This window comes from Shouchella shacheensis, from assembly GCF_001484965.1.
Lineage (GTDB): Bacteria > Bacillota > Bacilli > Bacillales > Bacillaceae_D > Shouchella > Shouchella shacheensis.
On sequence record NZ_KQ947398.1, the window covers coordinates 19,618 to 39,636 of the forward strand.

The following is a 20,019-nucleotide window of genomic DNA, read 5'->3' on the forward strand; positions in this document are numbered from 1 at the left end:
GGCTATTGCTCTTCACATTCCTTGGAGTGCGGGTATCCTGTGCTAAATTTGATGAAAGTAGGGATCATTAATTTTTTTAGGTGAAAAAACTCCACAAACCAGGCTACATTCTATTCAGCCAGTTTATACCTCTACTGAACCACAAATTCAAGAATTTAGGAGAAGGCAAAAGAACCCTCTATGTCTTCTCTTTTGTTTGTGTGATAATTGTCGTATTAGAGGTGATGGCGATGAGTGAACAAACGTTTAAGAAGGTGCTGGAAGCGACGTATTTATCGACGGATAAGACGCCGAAATACCGGGCGATTTTGCGTTTTTTCTACCAAGAACATGAGCGACTGCGCGAATTTTTAATGCCGGAAGAGGTACTGGAGCATCTACACCAATATGAGGAATTCCGTGAGTATGACCTGGAGGAGTTGCAGACAGACCTTTCCTCGCTCGTGAAGTGGCGGAACTTAATTGCGCATCAAGAAAGCGGCAAGGTACAAACCATCGAGGAGTTCAAGAAGAAGCGGTTCCGCTATCAGGTCACACCCTACACGGTGGAATTTGAGCGGATGCTCGTGCAATTTGAAACGAATAGTGAGCAGTTTTCTGGTTCGCTTGAGAAGACGCAGTTTGAGCGATTTTATGAGATTTTGGAAAAGATCAGCGGCGAGGAAAAAAGGGCGGAAGAAAGTGCACAGCTATGGGATGATCTCTTAACCTACTTCAAAAAAATTACCCAAAATACGTCGGATTACTTCGCTTATCTGCGAAGCGAAGATGCCACCGAGCAGATGAAATCCGATGCGTTCTTTCATTATAAAGATCAGTTTACGATGTACTTGCGTGAATTCATTCTCCATTTGCAGCGAACGGCGGCAGGCATTCAAGATGTGATGATCTCCCTCGATCGCAAGAAAATGCGCGCGTTCTTTACAAAAGTGACTGAGCATGAGGAGCAAGTGTTTCGCTTTGAGAAAACGTTCACGCGCGAGGAAATGGTCGAAGAACTCGAAGCGACGTGGCTGAATGTAAAGGCTTGGTTTCTCGGCAACGGCAGCGGGGAGAGTCAGTACGAAAATGTCCTTCTCCAAACAAACGAAGCGATTCGTAAAATGACACGGATCATTCAGCGGCTTGGGGAGCGCAGTCAGATTCAGCATAGCCGTAAAGACGATTATGTGCATCTAGCGAAATGGTTTCTGTCGTTTGATAAGCTTCAAGATGCGCATAAGTTATCTTCGGTTGTATTTGGGCTAAAGCACACAAAACATCTTTACAGTGACCATTTGCCTACGGACGACATTTACGTGGACGTCTGGGAAGAGGAAGCCATGGTGCATGAGCGGATGCCGATTACTCGCAGTTATCGAGAGAAGACGAGAACGAGTGCCTCAGAAGACAAGGAAGCAGAAAAAGAAAAGACGATTGAAGACTATTTGCAAAAGCTCGCCCATGAAACAGCACTGATTCATCAGTATCTAGACGGCGAAAGCATTGATCTAGAAAAGGTTCCTGAGGTGGAACCATTTGTACGGAAAACGTTTTTATTATGGATTGGCAAGGCGATGGCGAAGAAAGATCAAGAAATTAAAACAGAGTTCGGGGATCGGGTGTATGTTGAGCTCGACCAAGCTCGCTCGATCCATCTAAAAGCCAAGGACGGTACATTAGAGATGCCGGCTGCCCGCTTTCATTTTCTCGACAAAGGAGGCAAAAAGAGTGAGTGAGACAGAAGAAGTCTTTGACGAGCCGCTTGTTGAGGCACTCGGGCGTTTGTTTGAACAGTTTTGGGTCTTACGAGACGAGGAGCCGGAAGCGTACCGGTTCATTCGTGAACATGAAAATAAGCTCAAGCGTTACGTACAAGACAAGTTCGGCTACGATGTCATCGTGCACCAGCACTTCGCCAAACTCGAGAAAATCCCAGTGGAACCTAAGAGCTGGATGGGGATTCAGTCGTTTACAGAGCCGATGGATTACGCGATCTTCTGCTGTGCGCTCGCCTATACCGAACAAAAGGCGCTTGATGAACAATTCTTGCTCTCTGACTTGGCAGAGAGCATTGAGACACTCTATCCTGGTGAGTTCCCGCTGGACTGGACGAACTACAATCACCGCCGCTCCCTCGTCCGCGCACTCAAAGAAGTGAACGAGCGCAAACTTATGAAAACCATTGATGGCAACATCGAGCTCTTCCAGCACAATGAGGAAGAAGAAGTGCTTTATGAAGTGACGCAATACGCCAGGTATTTCATGCGTTCCTATCCTGACGAGCTGTTTCGCTTTCACTCGATCGAAGAGATGCTCGAAGACGAGTGGAGACGCCAGCCCGATGGCGGGCGGCGAAAGCGTGTGTACCGGAAGCTTATGCTTTCGCCGTTCGTACACCGCCAAAGTGAGAATGACGCGGACTTCGCATACATCCGGAACTTCCGCAACCGTCTGCGGGACGATTTCGAAAAGCATACACCGTTCAGACTCGAAGTGTTCAAAAATGTGGCTATGCTGACGATACCGGAGGCGAAACGCCGCTACACGCTTTTTCCCGACAACAAAGGACTCGTCGATGTCTGTTTGCACGTCATGACCGAACTGCGCGAAAAACAAGACGAGCTTGCGATCAATGAATTCGGAGAAGTTCGGCTGCCGATTGCTAGCCTGGAACAAACCGTCCGAGACGCCAAGGAACGCACCGATCACGGCTGGGCGAAGAAGTTTCGAGAAGAACGCATCCCTGAAGTCACACGACAAGTGGTAAAACAATGGCAAACGTGGGAAATGGCCGACTGGGATGAGACCCTCCGCGTCGTGACGATTCGATCCGGGGCCGCGCGCCTGACGAGCGTTTATCCAAAAGATTATCTCGAAAAAGTAGAGGAGGAGAAAACATGAGTACTCAATGGGTGCTGCATCGTGCGGGGTTGTTCAACTTTTGGTACTACGATGATGAAGAATTTGACTTTTCGGATGGCAAGTTGCTGCTTCGCGGGACGAATGGTTCGGGGAAGTCAGTGACGATGCAAAGTCTGCTTCCCGTGCTGCTTGACGGTAAGAAGTCCCCCGAGCGCCTCGATCCGTTTGGCTCCCGCTCCCGTCGCATGGCCGACTACTTGCTTGGTGAGAAGGAAGTGAGCAACCGTGACGAGCGGACCGGGTATTTGTATTTGGAGTATAAGAAGAAAAACACGAATCAATTTGTGACGACCGGGATAGGCATGCAGGCAAAACGAAACCAGCCCCTCAAATCGTGGGGCTTTGTCATCACAGATAACCGTCGAATTGGGCGAGATCTTACCCTTTATAAATACGCCAATCATAACGGAGCCAAAGAGAAGTTTCCATTGTCACAAACGGAATGGGCGAATGTCGTCGGTGACGGTGGGGAAGTGGTTGCTTCTAACCATGAATATATGAAACTCGTGAACCCGCGAAGGCTCAGGTGAAAGAGGAAGAAGAAAACCAGCAGCAATTGGCCACCCGCATCGAAGAGCTGAACCATTCCATCGGGGAAAAGGAACAAAGGCGGCGTAAGCTAGAAATTGACGAAGCAAGCATAGAAGACAAGATCAGACGCCTCGAGACACATGAAATTTTTCAACTGGAGTCCTCTTTACAAGAAAGCCTGCAGTCGAAGAACGAGTTGGACCGTGAGGTTGATGCGAGGCAGGAGCGCTTGGATGCGAAACTGTCGAAGGAGTGGCAGTTAAAGCGTGCGATTGGGGAGACTCAGACGAAGGTCGAGCGAACGAAGGCAAAGCTTGCAGATGAGGTTGAAGATCTTGATCGTGATGCGGACGCGGCGGCGTTTCGTGATCATAGTTTAAATGTGAGTGACTATGAGGCGAACAAGGACGGAGAGTTTCCGTTTGAGCGTTGGAAGGAAGAGGTTGCGGCTCATACCGCAAAGCTGGAGCGGGCGCTTGAGCGCTTGAAGGAGAAGGACCAGCTCATGGCTCGAATGGAGGAGAAAAACCATGAATTGGCGGAGGCTTCGCAATCACGGGACCTCTTGGAAGCAGAACTGGAGAAGTGGAAAGCACTAGTTGAAGAGGAGAAGCAGCAGCTCGTGAGCCGCATTCATGAGTGGTTTGAGGAGGCGTCGGCGTTTAAGATGCCATCCGATGTTCTCTCGGCCGCAGCTCGCAAGGTGGACAGCCTGTTCCAGCAGTATGATTATGACGACTTGAAAGAAGATTTCGAGCCGTTTGTAACGGCGTACCAAGAACAATTGATGAGTGAGCGGGCAACGGTGCAGTCGAAGCGTCGGGGCGTTCTGGAAGAACAACAGGGCTATGAAGAGGAGCTCGCGCGTGTGGAGGCACAGCGGGATCCGGAGCCACCGCGCCACTCAGCGACGGTCGAGTCGAGAGAAGGACTCAACGTTCTTGCAGCGCCATTTTATGAGCTTGTGGAATTTAAGGCGGATGTGCCGGACGGTGTGCAAAAGCGTTTGGAAAGCGCGCTTATGGAAATGGGTGTGCTGGATGCACTCATGACCGAAGCGGGCCTTTCCGTTCAACACGACCGTGTGTTGAACGCTGGCAGCAAGGCGAAAGCGCCGTTGTCAGCATTTTTAGAGGTCGATGATATCAGACGAAGATTCCGCGTCAACACGTGAAAACACTGTTAGAAAGCGTCGACATGAGTGGCAATGAAAACGTTTATGTGGCGGAAGACGGATCGTATCAGCTTGGAATTCTTCACGGGCATGCGGTGCCGGTAGAGGCTGTCCGCTATATCGGGAAGGAAGCCCGAAAGCGGCACCGAGAGCGGCTCATTGAAGACTTGGACGCAAAGATTGCGGAGTGCAAAGAGCGGGTCCGGGAGTATCAAAGTGAGGAGCAGAATCTTCAACAGAAGTTGGAAAAGGCAAAACGAACATGGGCCAGCTTCCCACAGGTGAAGGATGTAAGAAGCGCCTATGACGAGACCGTAAAAGCAAAAAATAGCTACGAGGCGGCGAATGAATGGCTGAACCGGTTGGCCGAGCAGGTGCAAGCGCTTGACCGAGAATTCCAAGAGTTGAAGAAAAAGCTGTTTCGTGCGACGGAGGGAATTTCGTTGCGCCAAGAAAGTGAGGCGTATCAAGAGGCGCTGCATGCAAGCCGAATGTATGAGAAGGCGCTCGTTGAAATTAACCGAGTCTATGATCAGTGGAAACAAACAAGCCAAGACCTTGAGCGCGAAGAGCAGCTGCTTGAGGAAACCGAGGAAGAAGTGGATGGATACAAAGGGGAGCTCGCTGTCTATGAAGACCGGTTAGAGAAAGTGTCGCAGCGGATTGCGGATATTGAAGAGCAACAAAGACTTGCTGGGGCAGATGAAATCAAAGAAGAGATCCGCGCGACGAAAGAGGCACAATCGGCGGTGAAGACCGAGCGGGATGCGTTGATGGACCAGCTGCCTCGTGAACGCTCGAAGCTTGAGCAAGATGAGCAACGAAAATGGTCTGTGGAGAAGTCGCTCACGTTTTGGCGCAACATGGAAGCCGCATGGTACCGCTCGCTCGAAACCGAATGGCCGCGAGGGGCACGAACGGGCGAGAGCGTTGATGAAGAAGAGGTAAAGGCGCTGATCGCTTCCCAATCATTAAGTGAAAAAGCACAGCTGGAAGGACAGCTCACCAATCTTTACTACAAGCTACAGTCGGACTTAATCGAGCACAAGATGTCGCTGTACGGGCTCCCTCCGGAGGAAGAAGCATGGATGAAGGAGGTCACGAAGAATGAGTGGCGGCCACTCGTGGAACAGTGGAAAAACAAAGCGACCCGCAATGTGCTTGAATTCGATCAGCGAGGCGTGAAGATTTCGCCGAGGACATTGTATGAGACGATCTCGAACCAATGGTCCGAGCATGAGAACCGACTTGATGCGATGGACAAGGAATTGTACGAAGAAATCTTGTTGCATTCGGTCGGCCATAAATTGCGCGGCCGCATCCGCCGAGCTGAACAGTGGACGGAGAAGATGAAGCAGTTAATGGAAAGCCGGGACACGTCGTCCGGCCTGAAATTTTCAATTCGCTGGCGACCGAAAACGGCAGATTCCGAGCAAGAAATGGATACGAAAGATCTCGTTGCGCTACTGAAACAAGATGCCAAGCTGCTCAAGCAAGACGACTTAGACCGCATGACGACCCACTTTCGCTCGAAGATCGGCAGCGCCAAGCAATGGCTCGAAGAAAAAGGAGAAGGCGAAACGTTGCTTCAAATTCTCAAGATGGTGCTCGATTACCGCAAATGGTTCTCCTTTGAGCTCTATTTCGAGCGCCCGAACGAATCCCGGCGCGAGCTAACGAACCATCAATTTTTCAAATTTAGCGGTGGCGAAAAAGCAATGGCGATGTACATTCCGCTCTTCACCGCCTGTTATTCGCGCTACCAAGAGGCAGCCAACTTCGCGCCGTACATCATTTCGCTGGATGAAGCATTCGCCGGGGTCGATGAGAACAACATCAATGAAATGTTCGAGATCGTCGAGCAACTTGAGTTCGATTACATCATGAATTCGCAAGTGCTCTGGGGCGATTACGAGGCGATCAGCACCTTGTCGGTGTGCGAACTCATCCGTCCGAAAAACGCGAGCCACGTCTCCGTGATCCGCTACAAATGGGACGGTAACGCGATGGCGCTTGATTTGAAAGGACAGAAGCAAGAGTATGAGCCAATTACTTGAAGACACGGTGCAATACATGAAAGAGCAGCCGGGATTTGAAAAACTGCTACGTAGTTTTCGTAGCAAATATGAATCCCTCGGCCGCGTTGGTGGTTCCGTGCGGGTGGACGCATATGCGGACGCAGAAGTGGAGAGCATCGCCCTCTTTATGGGTATCTCTCCGCATCATTTGCGGCGTAAGCCGGTGGTCACATTGCAGGCGTTTGAGAAGCGGCTCGGGGAGACAAAGTTCACGGGTGTGACGCTACATGAGGTATTGAGCGCATACTTCGGGCAGGAACTTGTGTCCAAGCGGGAGCTTAGGGAGGCGGTAGATCGTGCACTGGCTGGGCGTTTGGCTGAGTGGAAAGCGGAATATCCGCTGTTGGCCCCGTGGCTCGAGCGAGTGGAAGGAGCTGGCCCAGATACGCAGTGGATTCGGCGGCACATCCAAAGCGGCGGGTTCGAGGGCGAGATGGCATTGCTTGCCCGGGCCTATGCAGCACTGCCTGAGACATATGAACGCCTGCCCATCTTCAGCCAACGCGTGAGCGGCGATCCCCATACGTTTGATTTGATGAGGATATCCGGAAAACTGCTTCTGCATTTGTTACATGTGCAGGCAGGCGAAGAGGGACCGCCGCCTTCGCAGACGGAGGCGGTGAATGAGTTATTGCTTTCGTATCGGTTGTTGCGCGATGATATGACCAATTATGTGAGTGTAGCGAATTTTGTTGGGGAGACTCCCGATGGCCATGAGCAACCAGTGTGGCGGGCAGCAGCCGACTCGGGCAGCGTGTTGAACATGCCTTTGCGGGAGCTACTGAAGGTTCAACGTGTCCGTACCAGTGGCCAGGGCGGTGATGTCTATATCGTTGAAAACTCCGGCGTCTTCTCTGCATTGCTTGATAAAGTACCAGACACCCCACTTGTGTGTACGCACGGGCAGTTTAAGCTTGCGGGGTTGATCTTGATGGATAAGCTGGCAGAAGCGGGGTACCTATTACACTACAACGGGGATTTTGATCCTGAAGGAATTGCGCTTGCGTTGCGGTTTAAAAGACGGTACAAGGAGAAAGGCCGGTTGTGGCGGATGAACGTGGAGGATTATTATGCATCGAAACCTTCTGTTTTGCTTGGAGAGCGGGTGAACAAGCTCGCCTCTTTGCGTGGGCAAGGGGATGATGAATTGGTTGAAGCGGTCATCTCGAGTGGGAAGGCTGGCTATCAGGAGGGGTTGCTTGGGCAACTTGAAGATGATGTAAGGTAAAATAGAGGGCACTGCCATTACTGACAGCGCCCTCTTCCAAAACGGGGAATGTCCCCAGCCGGTCAATAAAAGAGCACGTTCGTTATGTCGGCATGCCAATAACAGCTTTTGCCTCAAGGTACTCCTCAATGCCATAATCGCCCCATTCTCTACCGTTTCCAGACTGTTTGAAACCGCCAAATGGAGCAGTGAAGTCGGGTTGGGTTTCATTCACTCGAATTTGCCCAGCCTGTATGCCATGTGCTACTTTTTTAATCATTTCTGGATCGCGCCCTGCGATGTAGGCAGCCAACCCATAGACGGTATCGTTGGCGATATCAATCGCCTCATCCACCGTGTCGTAGGTGATAATCGACATGACTGGACCAAAAATTTCTTCTCTGGCGATGACCATGTCGTTTTTCACATCTGTAAATATGGTTGGTTTGACGTAGTAGCCAGTCTTCAGTCCTTCTGGTTTGCCCGTTCCGCCCGCGACAAGCGTCGCTCCCTCTTCCATTCCTTTTTCAATATAGCCTTGTACCCGGTCCCATTGTTTCTGAGCGACGAGAGGGCCAGCGAAGTTTTCGGCACGCGGGTCGCCGACTGAGAAACGGGGAAGAACGGCTTTTACAGCCTCGACAAACTGATCGTGAATGGCGTTAGGCACTAATACCCGAGTGGCTGCCGAACAAACCTGTCCTGTGTTCATGACAACATTGGAAACCGCGATTTTCGCAGCCTTTTTAATATCGGCGTCCTCGAGGACAACGAGCGGCGATTTCCCTCCAAGCTCAAGCGCAACTTTTTTAATGGTCTTTGCGGCATTTTCGCTCACTTTCTGACCGACGGCCCCGGACCCAGTGAAAGAGACTAAGTCAATGCCCGGATGAGAGCTGATGCCGTTGCCCACCCGTTCGCCGGTTCCGTTCACAAGATTAAAGACCCCTTTAGGAACGCCTGCGGCCTCAAAGACCTCTGTAAGAATCATGGCCGCAAATGGTGTCAACTCGGCAGGTTTCAGTATAACAGGACTTCCGGCCGCAAAGGCACCGGCAATCTTGGTAGAGGTCTGGTTCGTTGGGAAGTTCCAAGGTGTAATCAGACCACTTACACCAATCGCTTCTTTTTGAATTGTTGTATCGCCGCGTTCCTCTGTAAAGGAGAAGTCTTTTAACACCCTCGCTGTTTCGCGAAAATGATTAAGCCCCATCGAATAATGGACTTTTTCTGAAATGGAAAGAGGGGACCCTAATTCCTCCGTAATCGCTTCGATAAAATCGTCTTTTCGTTTTTCGTATTCATCCGCAATGGCTTCAAGCAGTCGAACACGTTCCTCTTTTGATGTCTTTGAAAACGTTGGGAAGGCGTTCCGTGCCGCTTGAACGGCACGATCAAGATCCTCAAGTGTGCCAAGGCTGATGCGCCCAGCAACTTCCTCTGTTGCAGGATTGATCACGTCCATCGTTTCGTTTCCCGTAGATTCAACCCATTCTCCGTTAATGTAGTGTTTTAAATAGTCACGCATGTGTAGGCTCCTTTAAACTCAGTTTGTATTGCACGATATACCCGGAATGGATTGAATCAAAACAAAAAGAGCTGTACATGACTGTTTCTCACGCTTGATGAATTCTTTAGCTTGCGTTTGAATCGCATCTCCCTTGACTTTCTTCTTGCCATCATTCTTGGAAAAGCATATACTTTTACCAAGTGATTCGGAACATATGTACGCTTTTTCTCTGATTCTACGGGGGAGGAGGTACTCCATTAGCTGGAATAAATAAAAACTGGAGGTTGAAATGTCTGATGTAGAGCATCGAGTCGACCACGATCGCCTATTCAAGGAATTAGTACAGGAGTTTTTTGAGGAATTTATGGTGTTGTTTTTCCCAGACATTTATGAAGAGGTGGATTTCGCCCATCTAAAGTTTTTGGACAAGGAATTGATCAATGATGTCAGCAGGCGAGAAAAGCGCTATGTCGATATCGTTGTCGAGACGCAGCTGCGAAACGAAGACGGTCTCATTATTGTCCACGTTGAACCACAGGCCTCCTATCAAGCGGATTTTAATGAGCGGATGTTCAGATACGTTAGCCGTCTTTATGAAAAACACCGCAAACGAATTGTCCCTATCGCCATTTTCAGCTACGATGACGAAAACAAAAAAGAACCCACCACCTTTCGCATGAGCTTCCCGTTCATGGATGTATTACGGTTTGACTATTTGACAATCGAATTAAAATCATTGAACTGGCGACAGTTCGTTTGGAAATATAATCCAGTTGCAGGTGCATTGCTTAGCAAAATGGGCTATACTAAAGAGGAGAAAGTGGAGGTCAAGAAAGAGTTTCTGCGGATGCTCGTTCGGCTCGAACTCGACCCGGCAAGAAACCATCTACTAACAGCGTTTTTTGAAACTTACAACAGGAAGAAGATACCCTACAAAACGAAGTGAACAAACTTGATTCCGACGAGGAGGTGAAGGTCATGGAACTCATGACTTCTTATGAACGGAGAGGGATGGAGAAAGGGAAACAAGAAGGCAGACAAGAAGGCAAAATAGAAGGGAAACAGGATTCCATTTGCACGTTTCTAGAGGCGAAATTTGGCTCTTCCACAGATGTAGTCCAAAAACAAGTTCGCTCGATCAACGATTTGCCGGTATTGGAGGAAGTATTAAAAAAGGTTTTTTCGGCGGCGTCCTTGGAAGATGCCAAAAAAATCATTGGAAAATCAGCTAAAATATAGGTTCAACATAAAAAACTCTCCTTATACTTTTCCCTAAGTAAGAAGAGTTTTTTGTCTATGCAACAGGTGTGAATGAAGACGGATCAAACCACCGGCCGAGATGGATCTCGACCGGTGGGATAAGAGGAGCTGTGAAGTCCAGCCCATAAAAGAGAGTAGCAGACACGGAAGACTTACTATTTCAATGTTTTCGCTTCAGCATCAAACAAGAATGTTTCTTTTAGTGGGCGATCCTCGTTCTCGATTGCTTCCCAGACAATTTCCACTTCTAGTTCTGTGGCTTTGACCGCAAGCGGAAAGTTGTCGAATTGATAGGGAAGGTCATCATTAAGCTGTTCTGCTAAGGCGAGCGCCTCGCTATGCTGGTCTCTGTGGCAATTCTCTTCGCCTGGGCATGGGAGCAACGAATATTTGGTTGTTGAGCCGGGCTCGTTGCGGAAGAGTCGCACTTCCACAGCATGGACCTCTTCTCCAATGTTACGAATATCAAGGGCGTACGTATCAAACTCCTCACGCTCTGACTCTGTTAAGCGCGGGTCTCTTTCTGATTCGTCAATCGTCACTTTCCATTGCTGGGACTCTTGTGCGGTTGGCAAGGCTTCAAAGGTTAAGGCAACTGCTTCTGTCGTTCCAATAGTGGCAAGCATGATGAGGAGCATACTTGTGATCGTGATGATTCGTTTCCTCACATTGGCGACCTCCTGTACGTTTGGTAGTGATAGGGTAACCAGCGACAGGGTTCTTATACGAAAGGAGAACACACATGATCACGCTTCAATCTTTTTCTGACCTTTCTGCATTTAGGCGAGAGGTGACGTTGTTTTTAGAAGAAAATGAGGTGGATGTCATCACTATACTACCTTCACGTTCTATGCGGGAACGGATCAACTAAAAGCGACCCTCTCATTCGCTTCTCCTTGCGACAGGAGTGAAAAGCATGAACGCAAGTACGCCTAGACAGCAACAAGCTTATGAAGCTATTCATCAGTTACGCCTTTTTGAGAAACTGGCTCACTACACGCCCGTTCTTTGTGGAACCTTTCCGATTGGCATTGACATCGAAGGTTCTGACCTGGACATTATTATGGAAGCAGCACAACTTGAGGTGTTTGAGCAAGAGGTACGGGAGATGTATGGCGGAATGCGTAGATTTAGGCTGAAAACGAAGGTGATTAGAGAGCAATCTGTCGTTAAAGCCAATTTCTTCTACGCTGGTTTTGAGTTTGAATTATTTGCACAGCACAAGCCAGTGGTGGAGCAGTATGCGTACTTACATATGATGATTGAAAAACAAGTGCTGGAGAAGATGCCTGCGATGAGAGAGAAAGTAATGATGTTAAAGGAGAGCGGGTACAAGACCGAGCCGGCGTTTTGCAAAGTGCTAGGGCTAAGGGGAGACCCTTATGAAGCATTGCTCGCTTTCGGGCGGAGAGAAGGCATGATTGAGTAAGTGATTGCTTAAGCCTCCCCTTCTTTTCACCGGGCGCGTGCCTATGCTATAATAAGGATGAATTCGTTTTCTTATATGAGTAAAAGCTACAGGTAGTGAGAACAAGGCAAGGAGTGGATACAACAATGGGTTCTATGAGTGGATCGCAATTGATTGCTGTGCTTGGAATCGGGGCTGTGGCCGTTATTGTGGCTGTTGGCTTGGCGCTAGTGTTGTTAAAGATGTCTCAAAACTCGGATTGATACATGCGAAAGTTGGTATCCACAGGGTACCAGCTTTTTGTTCTTAATACAAAAGGAGTGGTTCGTGTGCGCGCTACGTTGTTGGAAAGGTTGGAGGCTCTGTATCCGGAAATGGTGAGGCTTCGCAGAGCCTTTCATGCCGACCCTGAGCTGTCTTTTGAAGAAGTGAGAACGCCCCAGGCAATCGCAGCGTATCTGGAGGATTTGGGAGTCGAAGTAAAGACAAAAGTCGGCGGACGCGGGGTGGTTGGCTATATCCGTGGGGGGAAGCCAGGAAAAACAGTGGCCCTCAGAGCCGATTTTGATGCTCTTCCCATTCAGGAAGAAACCGGTCTTTCGTTCACTTCACAGCACGATGGAAAAATGCATGCGTGTGGCCATGACGGACATACAGCGACGCTGCTTGTCCTAGCGAAGGCATTCATGCAGCTACGTGAAGACTTGCCTGGAACGATTGTGTTGATTCATCAGTTCGCCGAAGAGCTTGCCCCAGGGGGAGCGGTGGCGATGATTAAGGATGGCTGTTTGGAGGGGGTGGACGCGATTTATGGCACTCATTTGTGGAGCCCCTTTCCGCTTGGAGACGTTTGTTATCATCCTGGTGCGATTATGGCTGCGGCGGATCGATTCAAAATTGAAATCCAAGGGAGGGGTGGTCATGGGGCTTCGCCTCACGAGACCGTCGATGCCGTCGTTACGGGGGCTTCGGTTGTGTCCGGGCTCCAGCAAATTGTTAGCCGCAACGTTGACCCGCAGCATTCGGCCGTCGTTACAGTCGCTTCCTTTCATGCGGGTGGAGCGTTTAATGTAATCAGCGACACCGCCGTTCTCGAAGGGACTGTTCGTACATTTGATGAGAGTGTCCAACAGTCGGTGATTGAAAAGATGGAGCAAGTAACGAAGGGGGTCTGCGAGGCCAGTGGCGCGACCTATGCTTTTTCGTATTATAAAGGGTACCCAGCGGTGCTCAACGATCGAAAGGAAACCGAGCGTTTTGTCAGAACGGCGGGCGAAATTCACGACCCCTCTTTTGTGAAGGAAATGGTGCCTGTTATGGCGGGGGAAGACTTTTCCTACTATCTCCAACAGGTCCCCGGCACATTCTTTTTTACAGGCGCAGGCAATGAGGAGAAAGGCATTGTCCACCCTCATCATCATCCCAAGTTTGATTTGGACGAGCGTGCGATGGTGATAGCTGCCAAGCAATTAGGAAGTGTTGCCCTTGCTTTTTTAGAGGGTGAAAGCAACTAAATCGTCGAGTCTCTCCCTTTCCTCGAAGAAGGGGAGAGACGTTCGCAATAAATGATAACGCTTCCATTATAGCAACTAAGTGTAAACGGCGAGTCGAGGGGAAGAGAAAGTGCCAGAACGGACATACCTTCAAGAATTGTGATATGATACAGCTATTACTTTTTTAGATGAAGCCAAGGGAGACGACGTGAGCATGAAGTGGTGGCGAATTTGGACTGCTGGTTCAACGATAGTAGCAGGTGCACTCCTGACTCATATGGCCAGGCAGGCGAGGGAAGAGCGCATCCGCACACACGAATGGACGTTTACCAACCTCCCTCCTTCGCTTGATGGGTTCACGATCTTTTTTATTTGCGATCTGCACAGGCGTGAAGTTTCTGACGAGTTGCTTCAACATGTTGAATGCGACCTCGTCATTATCGGGGGCGACCTTACAGAACGAGGCGTGCCAAAACAGAGGGTGGAACAAAACATTTACAAGCTAAGAGAGCTTGGCCCGACTTACTTTGTGTGGGGCAACAATGATCAAGAAGTGAACACGGACTGGTTAAGGGAAGCCCTTTCCGCAAGGGGGGTGATCCTCCTTGAAAATAAAGTGGTGTACCACATCTACAAAGGAACGGAGATCGGACTTGTCGGTTTTAATTGTCCGGAGGGGTCCGAGCAGGCGATTGATCACGTATTGGCGACTAGGCGGGACGATGTTTTTACAGGCGTCATCTGTCATTATCCAGAAATTCGAGAGTACTTGCTGGGAGAAGAGATTTCATTTATTCTGTGTGGTCATACACACGGAGGGCAAATACGGCCATTAGGTCTCGGTGTAGCAGAAGCCGGGGGCGTCGTCCAAAAAGGGTCCCGCTATCAGCTTATTAGCAATGGCTTCGGCACAACGTTACTGCCGCTGCGGCTAGGCGCACCTCCTGAGACCCATTTGATTACGCTTAAGGTCGCCGAAGCGGGAGGAGAGGGATATGACCTCTAAAGATGGGAAGTATAACATTAAAGCGGCCTCTACGCGTTTAGGCATTCGTCCAGGCACTCTCCGCGCCTGGGAAAGACGCTATCAAGTCATCTGTCCGGCCCGAAATGCTGCTGGTCATCGCGTCTATTCTGACGAGCAAATCGCGGTTCTTGAGTGGTTGATTGGCAAAGTGAGTGAAGGGTTTACCATCAAGCAGGCCGTGGAATTAATCGAAGGTGAGACGCTTTGGTCAGAAGAAACGGGACAAGCCAAACAGGATAAAGCAAATTACGTTAAACAGCTAGCGGATGAATTGTTAGAGGTTCTTTTGTCATTTAATGAACAGGGGGCCACGGAAATTTTAAACGAGGCCTTTAGCATCTATAGTCTGGAAAAAGTGACGATTGAACTGCTTGGAACTACGCTCAAAGAGATGCTAAAAAAGCGCCGTGAAAACACGACTACTTTAGCCCATGAACGCTTTGTGACGACGTTTCTTTTTACCAAAATAGCAAGTCTGGTCTTTCACACGCCCGTCGACCCAGCGATGCCAAGAGTAGTGGCTGCCTGTGGTCCCTTCGAAAACCAGGAGTTAAGCCTTTTGATCTTCACCCTTTATTTGCGAAGAAAGGGCTTTGAGGTGATCTTTTTAGGAGCAGGAATTTCCGAGAAAGATGTAGAATTAGTGTTCAAAGAAGTGAACCCGAAACTTTTTGTTAGTTCATGCATCGAGAAGGAGAATGTAGGGTCTGCACTTTCGCACCTTCAGAAGATCCAAGGGAGGCATCCATTGATGGAGGTAGGAGCGATTGGAGAGGCGTTTGAGCTTTTGCCGGAGGGAGAGCATGCATCGCTTTTTATTGGTCGATCTAGGGCAGACTGGGAGCATTGGCTCGAACTGCACTGTTCCTAATGTGGACGTCCACTCGCTTGGTTTGGGTGAACAATTGGGTCAAAAAATCCGTCAAATTCATGAACCATCTTTCTCTTATACACATACCGTATCGTATGGTGCTGGGAGAGAAGCGGTTAGGCTAAAGGAGGGGCTGGCATGCGTCTTGAACGCTTAGCAATAGATAAATTTAAGGTCTTTTTAACCTTCGATGACATGAACGAGAGAGGAATTACCAAAGAGGACTTGTGGCAAGACGTTCCAAAGGTTCATGATTTATTTCGAGATATGATGCTTGAAGCAGATGATGAGTTGGGATTTAAGGTGGACGGACCCATTGCAGTGGAAGTCTTTGCAATGCCGGCCCAGGGAATGGTGTTCATCGTCACTAAGGGTTCTCAAATGGATGAGTTTGAGGATGATACCTTTGATGACGGCTACATTGAAATGCAGGTAACCGTAGATGAAACGGATGAGGTTTTCTACGAATTTGATCAATTTGAAGCCGTGCTTGGATTAGCGGCGCGTCTAAAAGATCTAGCCATCACCGGTGGAGAGCTGCATTCCTATAACCATCATTTCTTCCTGCGTTTTCACGACGAGGAAATAAAGGAGAGCAATGAAGAAACGCTCATTGCCTTGCTTTCCGAATTTGGAAATCCGGCAACGATCTCTTCCTATCGTGTACATGAATACGGCAAGTGTTTAATGGAGAAGGATGCGATCACGCAGCTTTGTCATTATTTTTATAAAAAATAAGCTCATGAGGAGTTGTATTCTCATGAGCTTTTTGTGTCTAGTTCCGGCGGGTCTAGATTTTTCAGGCCTGCCCGGAAAGCCAAGGCCGGGATTTCTTGTGCAGGCCTTCCAACTTTTGGGCGACCCGCCTGCGCATTTCGGTAGTACCTAGTCCAAGCTTTTGTCATGGCGAAGCCTCCTTCTCCAGAGTGGAGTGGGTGTGAACTGGTTGTTTTTTGAAGAAGAGAACGTTACCATAAGGAGGCGGCATTTGGCGATCGGTGAAGAGAAGGCAGGACGGGAGAAAGTTTCCCTTCAAGCGTCGTTACCCGTAATGGGACCGTGCTGAGGGCCGTGCCAAGCAGGAGAGAAGGGATTTCTCGAAAATAGTGGCAAACGACCGAGCATTTCTTTATCATAAGGGGAGGGAGAGCTTGGCTTGGCCAAGCGTGATTATGCCAAGAGGTGAAAATAACAATGGATGAAACCAGCAAGAAGGTAGATAAACTCGATGTTCTTGCGTCAACTCAAACGATTATTGAAAGAGCACTGGGCAAACTAGGGTACCCAGAGGAAATGTATGAGCTTCTGAAAGAACCAATGCGCATGTTCACGGTGCGCATTCCGGTTCGAATGGACGACGGCTCAACGAAGATATTTACAGGATATCGAGCGCAGCACAACGATGCGGTTGGTCCAACGAAAGGTGGCGTCCGCTTTCATCCGAATGTCAGCGAAAATGAGGTTAAGGCGCTGTCGATTTGGATGAGCTTAAAGGCGGGCATTGTCGATCTGCCTTACGGAGGAGGCAAGGGAGGCATTGTTTGCGATCCGCGGACCATGTCCTTTCGTGAGGTCGAACGTCTAAGCCGAGGGTATGTGCGGGCTATTAGCCAAGTCGTTGGGCCGACAAAGGACATCCCTGCCCCGGACGTATTCACCAATTCGCAAATTATGGCATGGATGCTTGATGAATACAGCCGTATTCGTGAGTTTGATTCGCCAAACTTTATTACAGGAAAGCCGCTCGTCCTCGGCGGGTCACACGGACGTGAATCAGCCACCGCCAAAGGGGTGACCATTTGCGTTAATGAAGCCGTGAAGAAAAAAGGGCTTGACATTCAAGGTGCTCGCGTTATCATTCAGGGCTTCGGCAATGCGGGAAGTTATCTCGCCAAATTTCTTGCGGATTCAGGGGCACTTATTGTCGGAATCGCGGATGCGTATGGCGCTCTTTACGAAGAAGAAGGGCTTGACATTGATTATTTGCTTGATCGGCGTGATAGCTTTGGCACGGTGACGAAGCTCTTTAAAGATACGCTCACCAACGAAGAGTTGCTTGAGAAAGAATGTGACATTCTTGTGCCGGCAGCGATTGGAAATCAAATCACCTCACGAAACGCGGCGAACATTAAGGCCTCGATTGTCGTGGAGGCCGCAAACGGACCGACGACGCTCGAAGCCACCGATATTTTGGCTGAGCGAGGAGTGCTTCTGGTCCCGGATATCCTTGCGAGCGCTGGCGGCGTTACGGTCTCTTATTTTGAATGGGTGCAGAACAATCAGGGCTACTACTGGACAAACGAAGAAGTCGAAGGCAAGCTAGAGGCCGTGCTTGTAGGAGCGTTTGAGAACATCTACGGACTGGCGCAGCGCAGAAAGGTCAACATGCGCCTAGCTGCGTACATGACCGGGGTCAGGAAAATGGCTGAGGCCTCCCGTTTCCGTGGATGGGTCTAATTTGCTATACTGATGGATAGAAAGCGAAGCCCCTTGTATCGTTAGCCGGTGCAAGGGTTTTGACTGTGACGATAGAGGTGAAACAAGGTGAAGCAAGAAGATGTGATTGTGATCGGCGGGGGGCCATGCGGGCTTAGCGCAGCGATTGCTTGTCAGCAAGAAGGACTTTCCGCCCTCGTGATCGAAAAAGATAATGTTGTTAGCGCAATTTACCGCTATCCCACCCATCAAACCTTTTTTAGCACAAGCGAAAAACTAGAAATTGCGGACGTGCCCTTTGTCGTGGAGCAGCGCAAACCTCATCGGAACCAGGCCCTTGTCTACTACCGTGACGTGGTCAAACGAAAGCAGGTTCGTGTTCATGCGTATGAGAAAGTAGAAGCCGTCGAAAAGCTTAAGGACGGCTCGTTTGAAGTGAAAACGTCCAAACAAACGTATGCCACTCGCTACGTAGTAGTGGCCACAGGGTATTACGATTCCCCTAACTTGATGAACATTCCTGGTGAAGGCAAACCTCATGTGTTTCATTATTTCAAAGAGGCTCACCCGTTCTTTGATCATGATGTCGCTGTGATTGGCGGCAAAAATTCGGCGGTGGATGCCGCGCTTGAACTGGAGAAAGCGGGCGCGCGTGTAAAATGTCTCTACCGCGGGAGCGATTATTCAACAAGCGTGAAGCCTTGGATTTTGCCTGAGTTCACCTCCCTCGTGAAAAATGAAAAGGTGGAGATGATCTTTGGTGCAGAGGTGGATGAAATCGACGATGAGCGTGTACACTATCGTGTGAACGGGGAAGCGCACACGATTCGTGCAGACTTTGTTTTTGCGATGACCGGATACCATCCAGATCATCGTTTTCTTCATAGCATGGGCGTCGGCGTGAACAACGGAACGGGAAGACCAATGTTTGATCGGCAAACCATGGAAACCAATGTCAAAGGCATTTTTATCGCCGGGGTAATTGCCGCCGGAAATAACGCCAATGAAATTTTTATTGAAAACGGACGCTGGCACGGAGAGCAGATTGCTAAGGAGTTAGCCGTACGCGTCGAGGAGGAGGAACAAGCTTGAGGCAAGTGGTGCTCTTAACAACGGGAGGAACGATCGCAAGTACGACCAACGAGAGTGGAAAGCTTGTCGCAGGCGAGTTGACTGGGGAAGAGCTTGCCGACCTTTGCGGGCTTCCGAAGGACATCCAGGTGACGATTCACTCCGTGTTGCAAAAGCCGAGCATGCATATCACCACCGATGATTGGCGGCAGTTGCAACAGGAAGTGAAGAGGGCTTTTCTCGACCCGGAGGTGTGCGGGGTCGTCGTCACCCACGGGACCGACACACTGGAAGAGACGGCGTATTTTCTGGAGCTAACCAACACGGATGAAAGACCCGTCATTGTGACGGGTTCCCAGCGCGGCCCTGAGCAATTGGGCAGTGATGCCTTTATGAATTTGCGCCACGCCATTTACGCGGCTTGTGAGCCTCAGCTACGAGGGACGGGTTGCGTGGTGGTTTTTAACGAGCGCATCTTTGCCGCAAAGTACGTGAAAAAAGAGCATGCCTCCAATCTTCAGGGATTTAACGCCTTTGGTTTTGGCTACCTTGGTATCATTGATAATGACGAAATCTTTATTTACCAAAAGCCTGTGCACCGTGATTGCTATGGGCTGGGTCCTGGCCGGCTCGCTCGTATTGGCATCGCCAAAGTATATTTGGGGATGGAGGCTGAGACGCTTGAAGTCATGCTTGAAACGATGGACGGGTTGATCCTCGAAGGCGTAGGCCGAGGACAAGTGCCTCCAGCGCTTGTTGGACCGGTCGAGCGCGCTCTGAAAAAAGGGATGCCTATTGTGATGACTACCTCCTCTGAAGAAGGAAAAGTGTACCCCACCTATGCATACGCGGGAAGTGCTCATGATCTTCAGCAGCGTGGGGTGATCCTCGGCTCTGATTACGATAGCAAAAAAGCACGTATTAAACTGATGGTGATGCAGACGGCCCATGCGAATCTCGCCAATGGTTTTGTCTAGGAACGTGAATGGGGAAAGCTTGAAAGAACGTGTGCTCCCGCTTTATACTTAACCAATCACAGTATAGAGGAA

At 49.5% G+C, this 20,019-nt stretch carries 16 protein-coding genes and 2 pseudogenes; 16 read left to right on the top strand and 2 right to left on the bottom strand.

Annotated elements, in window-relative coordinates; translation table 11 throughout:
- The first annotated feature begins 230 nt into the window (after positions 1 to 230).
- From AVZ68_RS05370 to AVZ68_RS05395, 6 genes and pseudogenes are all read left to right on the top strand, one after another.
- Positions 231 to 1,718 carry a TIGR02677 family protein gene (locus AVZ68_RS05370; RefSeq protein WP_059103514.1) on the top strand — a complete coding sequence of 496 codons (1,488 nt, stop codon included), beginning with the start codon at positions 231 to 233 and terminating at the stop codon, positions 1,716 to 1,718.
- The gene (locus tag AVZ68_RS05375; protein ID WP_059103515.1) at positions 1,711 to 2,883 is read left to right on the top strand and encodes a TIGR02678 family protein; all 1,173 of its coding nucleotides are present in this window, start codon (positions 1,711 to 1,713) and stop codon (positions 2,881 to 2,883) included. The genes AVZ68_RS05370 and AVZ68_RS05375 overlap by 8 nt, the downstream gene beginning before the upstream one ends.
- Positions 2,880 to 3,431: pseudogene (locus AVZ68_RS05380) on the top strand (AAA family ATPase); the annotation flags it as partial. The gene AVZ68_RS05375 and the pseudogene AVZ68_RS05380, both read left to right, overlap by 4 nt.
- Positions 3,431 to 4,609, top strand: a complete 1,179-nt coding sequence (locus AVZ68_RS05385) for a hypothetical protein (protein WP_059103517.1) — start codon at positions 3,431 to 3,433, stop codon at positions 4,607 to 4,609. The pseudogene AVZ68_RS05380 and the gene AVZ68_RS05385, both read left to right, overlap by 1 nt.
- A gap of 1,457 nt (positions 4,610 to 6,066) precedes the next feature.
- Positions 6,067 to 6,666, top strand: a pseudogene (locus tag AVZ68_RS21145) (SbcC/MukB-like Walker B domain-containing protein); the annotation flags it as partial.
- Positions 6,650 to 7,915: a TIGR02679 family protein gene (locus tag AVZ68_RS05395; protein ID WP_059103519.1), complete on the top strand. Its 1,266-nt coding sequence runs from the start codon at positions 6,650 to 6,652 to the stop codon at positions 7,913 to 7,915. The pseudogene AVZ68_RS21145 and the gene AVZ68_RS05395, both read left to right, overlap by 17 nt.
- Before the next feature lie 82 nt (positions 7,916 to 7,997).
- Here the strand turns inward: AVZ68_RS05395 and AVZ68_RS05400 are convergent, their stop codons facing one another.
- Positions 7,998 to 9,422: an aldehyde dehydrogenase family protein gene (locus AVZ68_RS05400; RefSeq protein ID WP_059103520.1), complete on the bottom strand. Its 1,425-nt coding sequence runs from the start codon at positions 9,420 to 9,422 to the stop codon at positions 7,998 to 8,000.
- Positions 9,423 to 9,693: 271 nt separating this feature from the next.
- Between AVZ68_RS05400 and AVZ68_RS05405 the strand changes: the two genes are divergently transcribed.
- Both AVZ68_RS05405 and AVZ68_RS20660 read left to right on the top strand, forming a co-directional pair.
- Positions 9,694 to 10,350 carry an Rpn family recombination-promoting nuclease/putative transposase gene (locus AVZ68_RS05405; RefSeq protein ID WP_245628062.1) on the top strand — a complete coding sequence of 219 codons (657 nt, stop codon included), beginning with the start codon at positions 9,694 to 9,696 and terminating at the stop codon, positions 10,348 to 10,350.
- Positions 10,351 to 10,382: 32 nt separating this feature from the next.
- Positions 10,383 to 10,643, top strand: a complete 261-nt coding sequence (locus AVZ68_RS20660; protein WP_245628063.1) for an RpnC/YadD family protein — start codon at positions 10,383 to 10,385, stop codon at positions 10,641 to 10,643.
- A 176-nt stretch (positions 10,644 to 10,819) separates the two neighbouring features.
- Here AVZ68_RS20660 and AVZ68_RS05410 read toward each other — a convergent pair whose 3' ends face one another.
- Positions 10,820 to 11,332, bottom strand: a complete 513-nt coding sequence (locus tag AVZ68_RS05410) for a YozF family protein (protein ID WP_059103521.1) — start codon at positions 11,330 to 11,332, stop codon at positions 10,820 to 10,822.
- A gap of 248 nt (positions 11,333 to 11,580) precedes the next feature.
- On the opposite strand from AVZ68_RS05410, the gene AVZ68_RS05415 reads away from it, so the two are divergent.
- The 8 genes from AVZ68_RS05415 (at position 11,581) to AVZ68_RS05450 (ending at position 19,947) form a co-directional block, all read left to right on the top strand.
- On the top strand, positions 11,581 to 12,093 hold the full coding sequence (locus tag AVZ68_RS05415; RefSeq protein WP_059103522.1) for a DUF4269 domain-containing protein: 513 nt from the start codon (positions 11,581 to 11,583) through the stop codon (positions 12,091 to 12,093).
- 308 nt (positions 12,094 to 12,401) lie between these two features.
- Positions 12,402 to 13,586 carry a M20 family metallopeptidase gene (locus AVZ68_RS05420; RefSeq protein WP_281176582.1) on the top strand — a complete coding sequence of 395 codons (1,185 nt, stop codon included), beginning with the start codon at positions 12,402 to 12,404 and terminating at the stop codon, positions 13,584 to 13,586.
- A gap of 193 nt (positions 13,587 to 13,779) precedes the next feature.
- Positions 13,780 to 14,571 (top strand): metallophosphoesterase, encoded by a 792-nt coding sequence (locus AVZ68_RS05425; protein ID WP_082676322.1) that lies wholly within the window; start codon positions 13,780 to 13,782, stop codon positions 14,569 to 14,571.
- Positions 14,561 to 15,463, top strand: coding sequence for a MerR family transcriptional regulator (locus AVZ68_RS05430; protein ID WP_059103524.1), 903 nt, complete (start codon positions 14,561 to 14,563; stop codon positions 15,461 to 15,463). The genes AVZ68_RS05425 and AVZ68_RS05430 overlap by 11 nt, the downstream gene beginning before the upstream one ends.
- A 138-nt stretch (positions 15,464 to 15,601) precedes the next feature.
- Complete coding sequence (locus tag AVZ68_RS05435; RefSeq protein WP_059103525.1) at positions 15,602 to 16,201, top strand: genetic competence negative regulator; 600 nt, start codon at positions 15,602 to 15,604, stop codon at positions 16,199 to 16,201.
- Between the two features lie 456 nt (positions 16,202 to 16,657).
- Entirely contained in the window at positions 16,658 to 17,920 is a 1,263-nt protein-coding gene (locus AVZ68_RS05440; protein WP_059103526.1) for a Glu/Leu/Phe/Val family dehydrogenase, read from the top strand.
- An 87-nt stretch (positions 17,921 to 18,007) separates the two neighbouring features.
- Positions 18,008 to 18,991 carry a YpdA family putative bacillithiol disulfide reductase gene (locus AVZ68_RS05445; RefSeq protein WP_059103527.1) on the top strand — a complete coding sequence of 328 codons (984 nt, stop codon included), beginning with the start codon at positions 18,008 to 18,010 and terminating at the stop codon, positions 18,989 to 18,991.
- Complete coding sequence (locus tag AVZ68_RS05450; RefSeq protein ID WP_059103528.1) at positions 18,988 to 19,947, top strand: asparaginase; 960 nt, start codon at positions 18,988 to 18,990, stop codon at positions 19,945 to 19,947. Before AVZ68_RS05445 ends, AVZ68_RS05450 begins: the two co-directional genes overlap by 4 nt.
- The last annotated feature ends 72 nt before the right edge of the window (positions 19,948 to 20,019 follow it).

Bases quoted from the DNA above. Each gene is read 5' to 3' on its own strand.
- AVZ68_RS05435 (WP_059103525.1), top strand. From the start codon at position 15,602: ATGCGTCTTGAACGCTTAGCAATAGATAAATTTAAGGTCTTTTTAACC.
- AVZ68_RS05425 (WP_082676322.1), top strand. From the start codon at position 13,780: ATGAAGTGGTGGCGAATTTGGACTGCTGGTTCAACGATAGTAGCAGGT.
- AVZ68_RS05395 (WP_059103519.1), top strand. From the start codon at position 6,650: ATGAGCCAATTACTTGAAGACACGGTGCAATACATGAAAGAGCAGCCG.
- AVZ68_RS05430 (WP_059103524.1), top strand. From the start codon at position 14,561: ATGACCTCTAAAGATGGGAAGTATAACATTAAAGCGGCCTCTACGCGT.
- AVZ68_RS05440 (WP_059103526.1), top strand. From the start codon at position 16,658: ATGGATGAAACCAGCAAGAAGGTAGATAAACTCGATGTTCTTGCGTCA.
- AVZ68_RS05400 (WP_059103520.1), bottom strand. From the start codon at position 9,422: ATGCGTGACTATTTAAAACACTACATTAACGGAGAATGGGTTGAATCT.
- AVZ68_RS05370 (WP_059103514.1), top strand. From the start codon at position 231: ATGAGTGAACAAACGTTTAAGAAGGTGCTGGAAGCGACGTATTTATCG.
- AVZ68_RS05415 (WP_059103522.1), top strand. From the start codon at position 11,581: ATGAACGCAAGTACGCCTAGACAGCAACAAGCTTATGAAGCTATTCAT.
- AVZ68_RS05405 (WP_245628062.1), top strand. From the start codon at position 9,694: ATGTCTGATGTAGAGCATCGAGTCGACCACGATCGCCTATTCAAGGAA.
- AVZ68_RS20660 (WP_245628063.1), top strand. From the start codon at position 10,383: ATGGAACTCATGACTTCTTATGAACGGAGAGGGATGGAGAAAGGGAAA.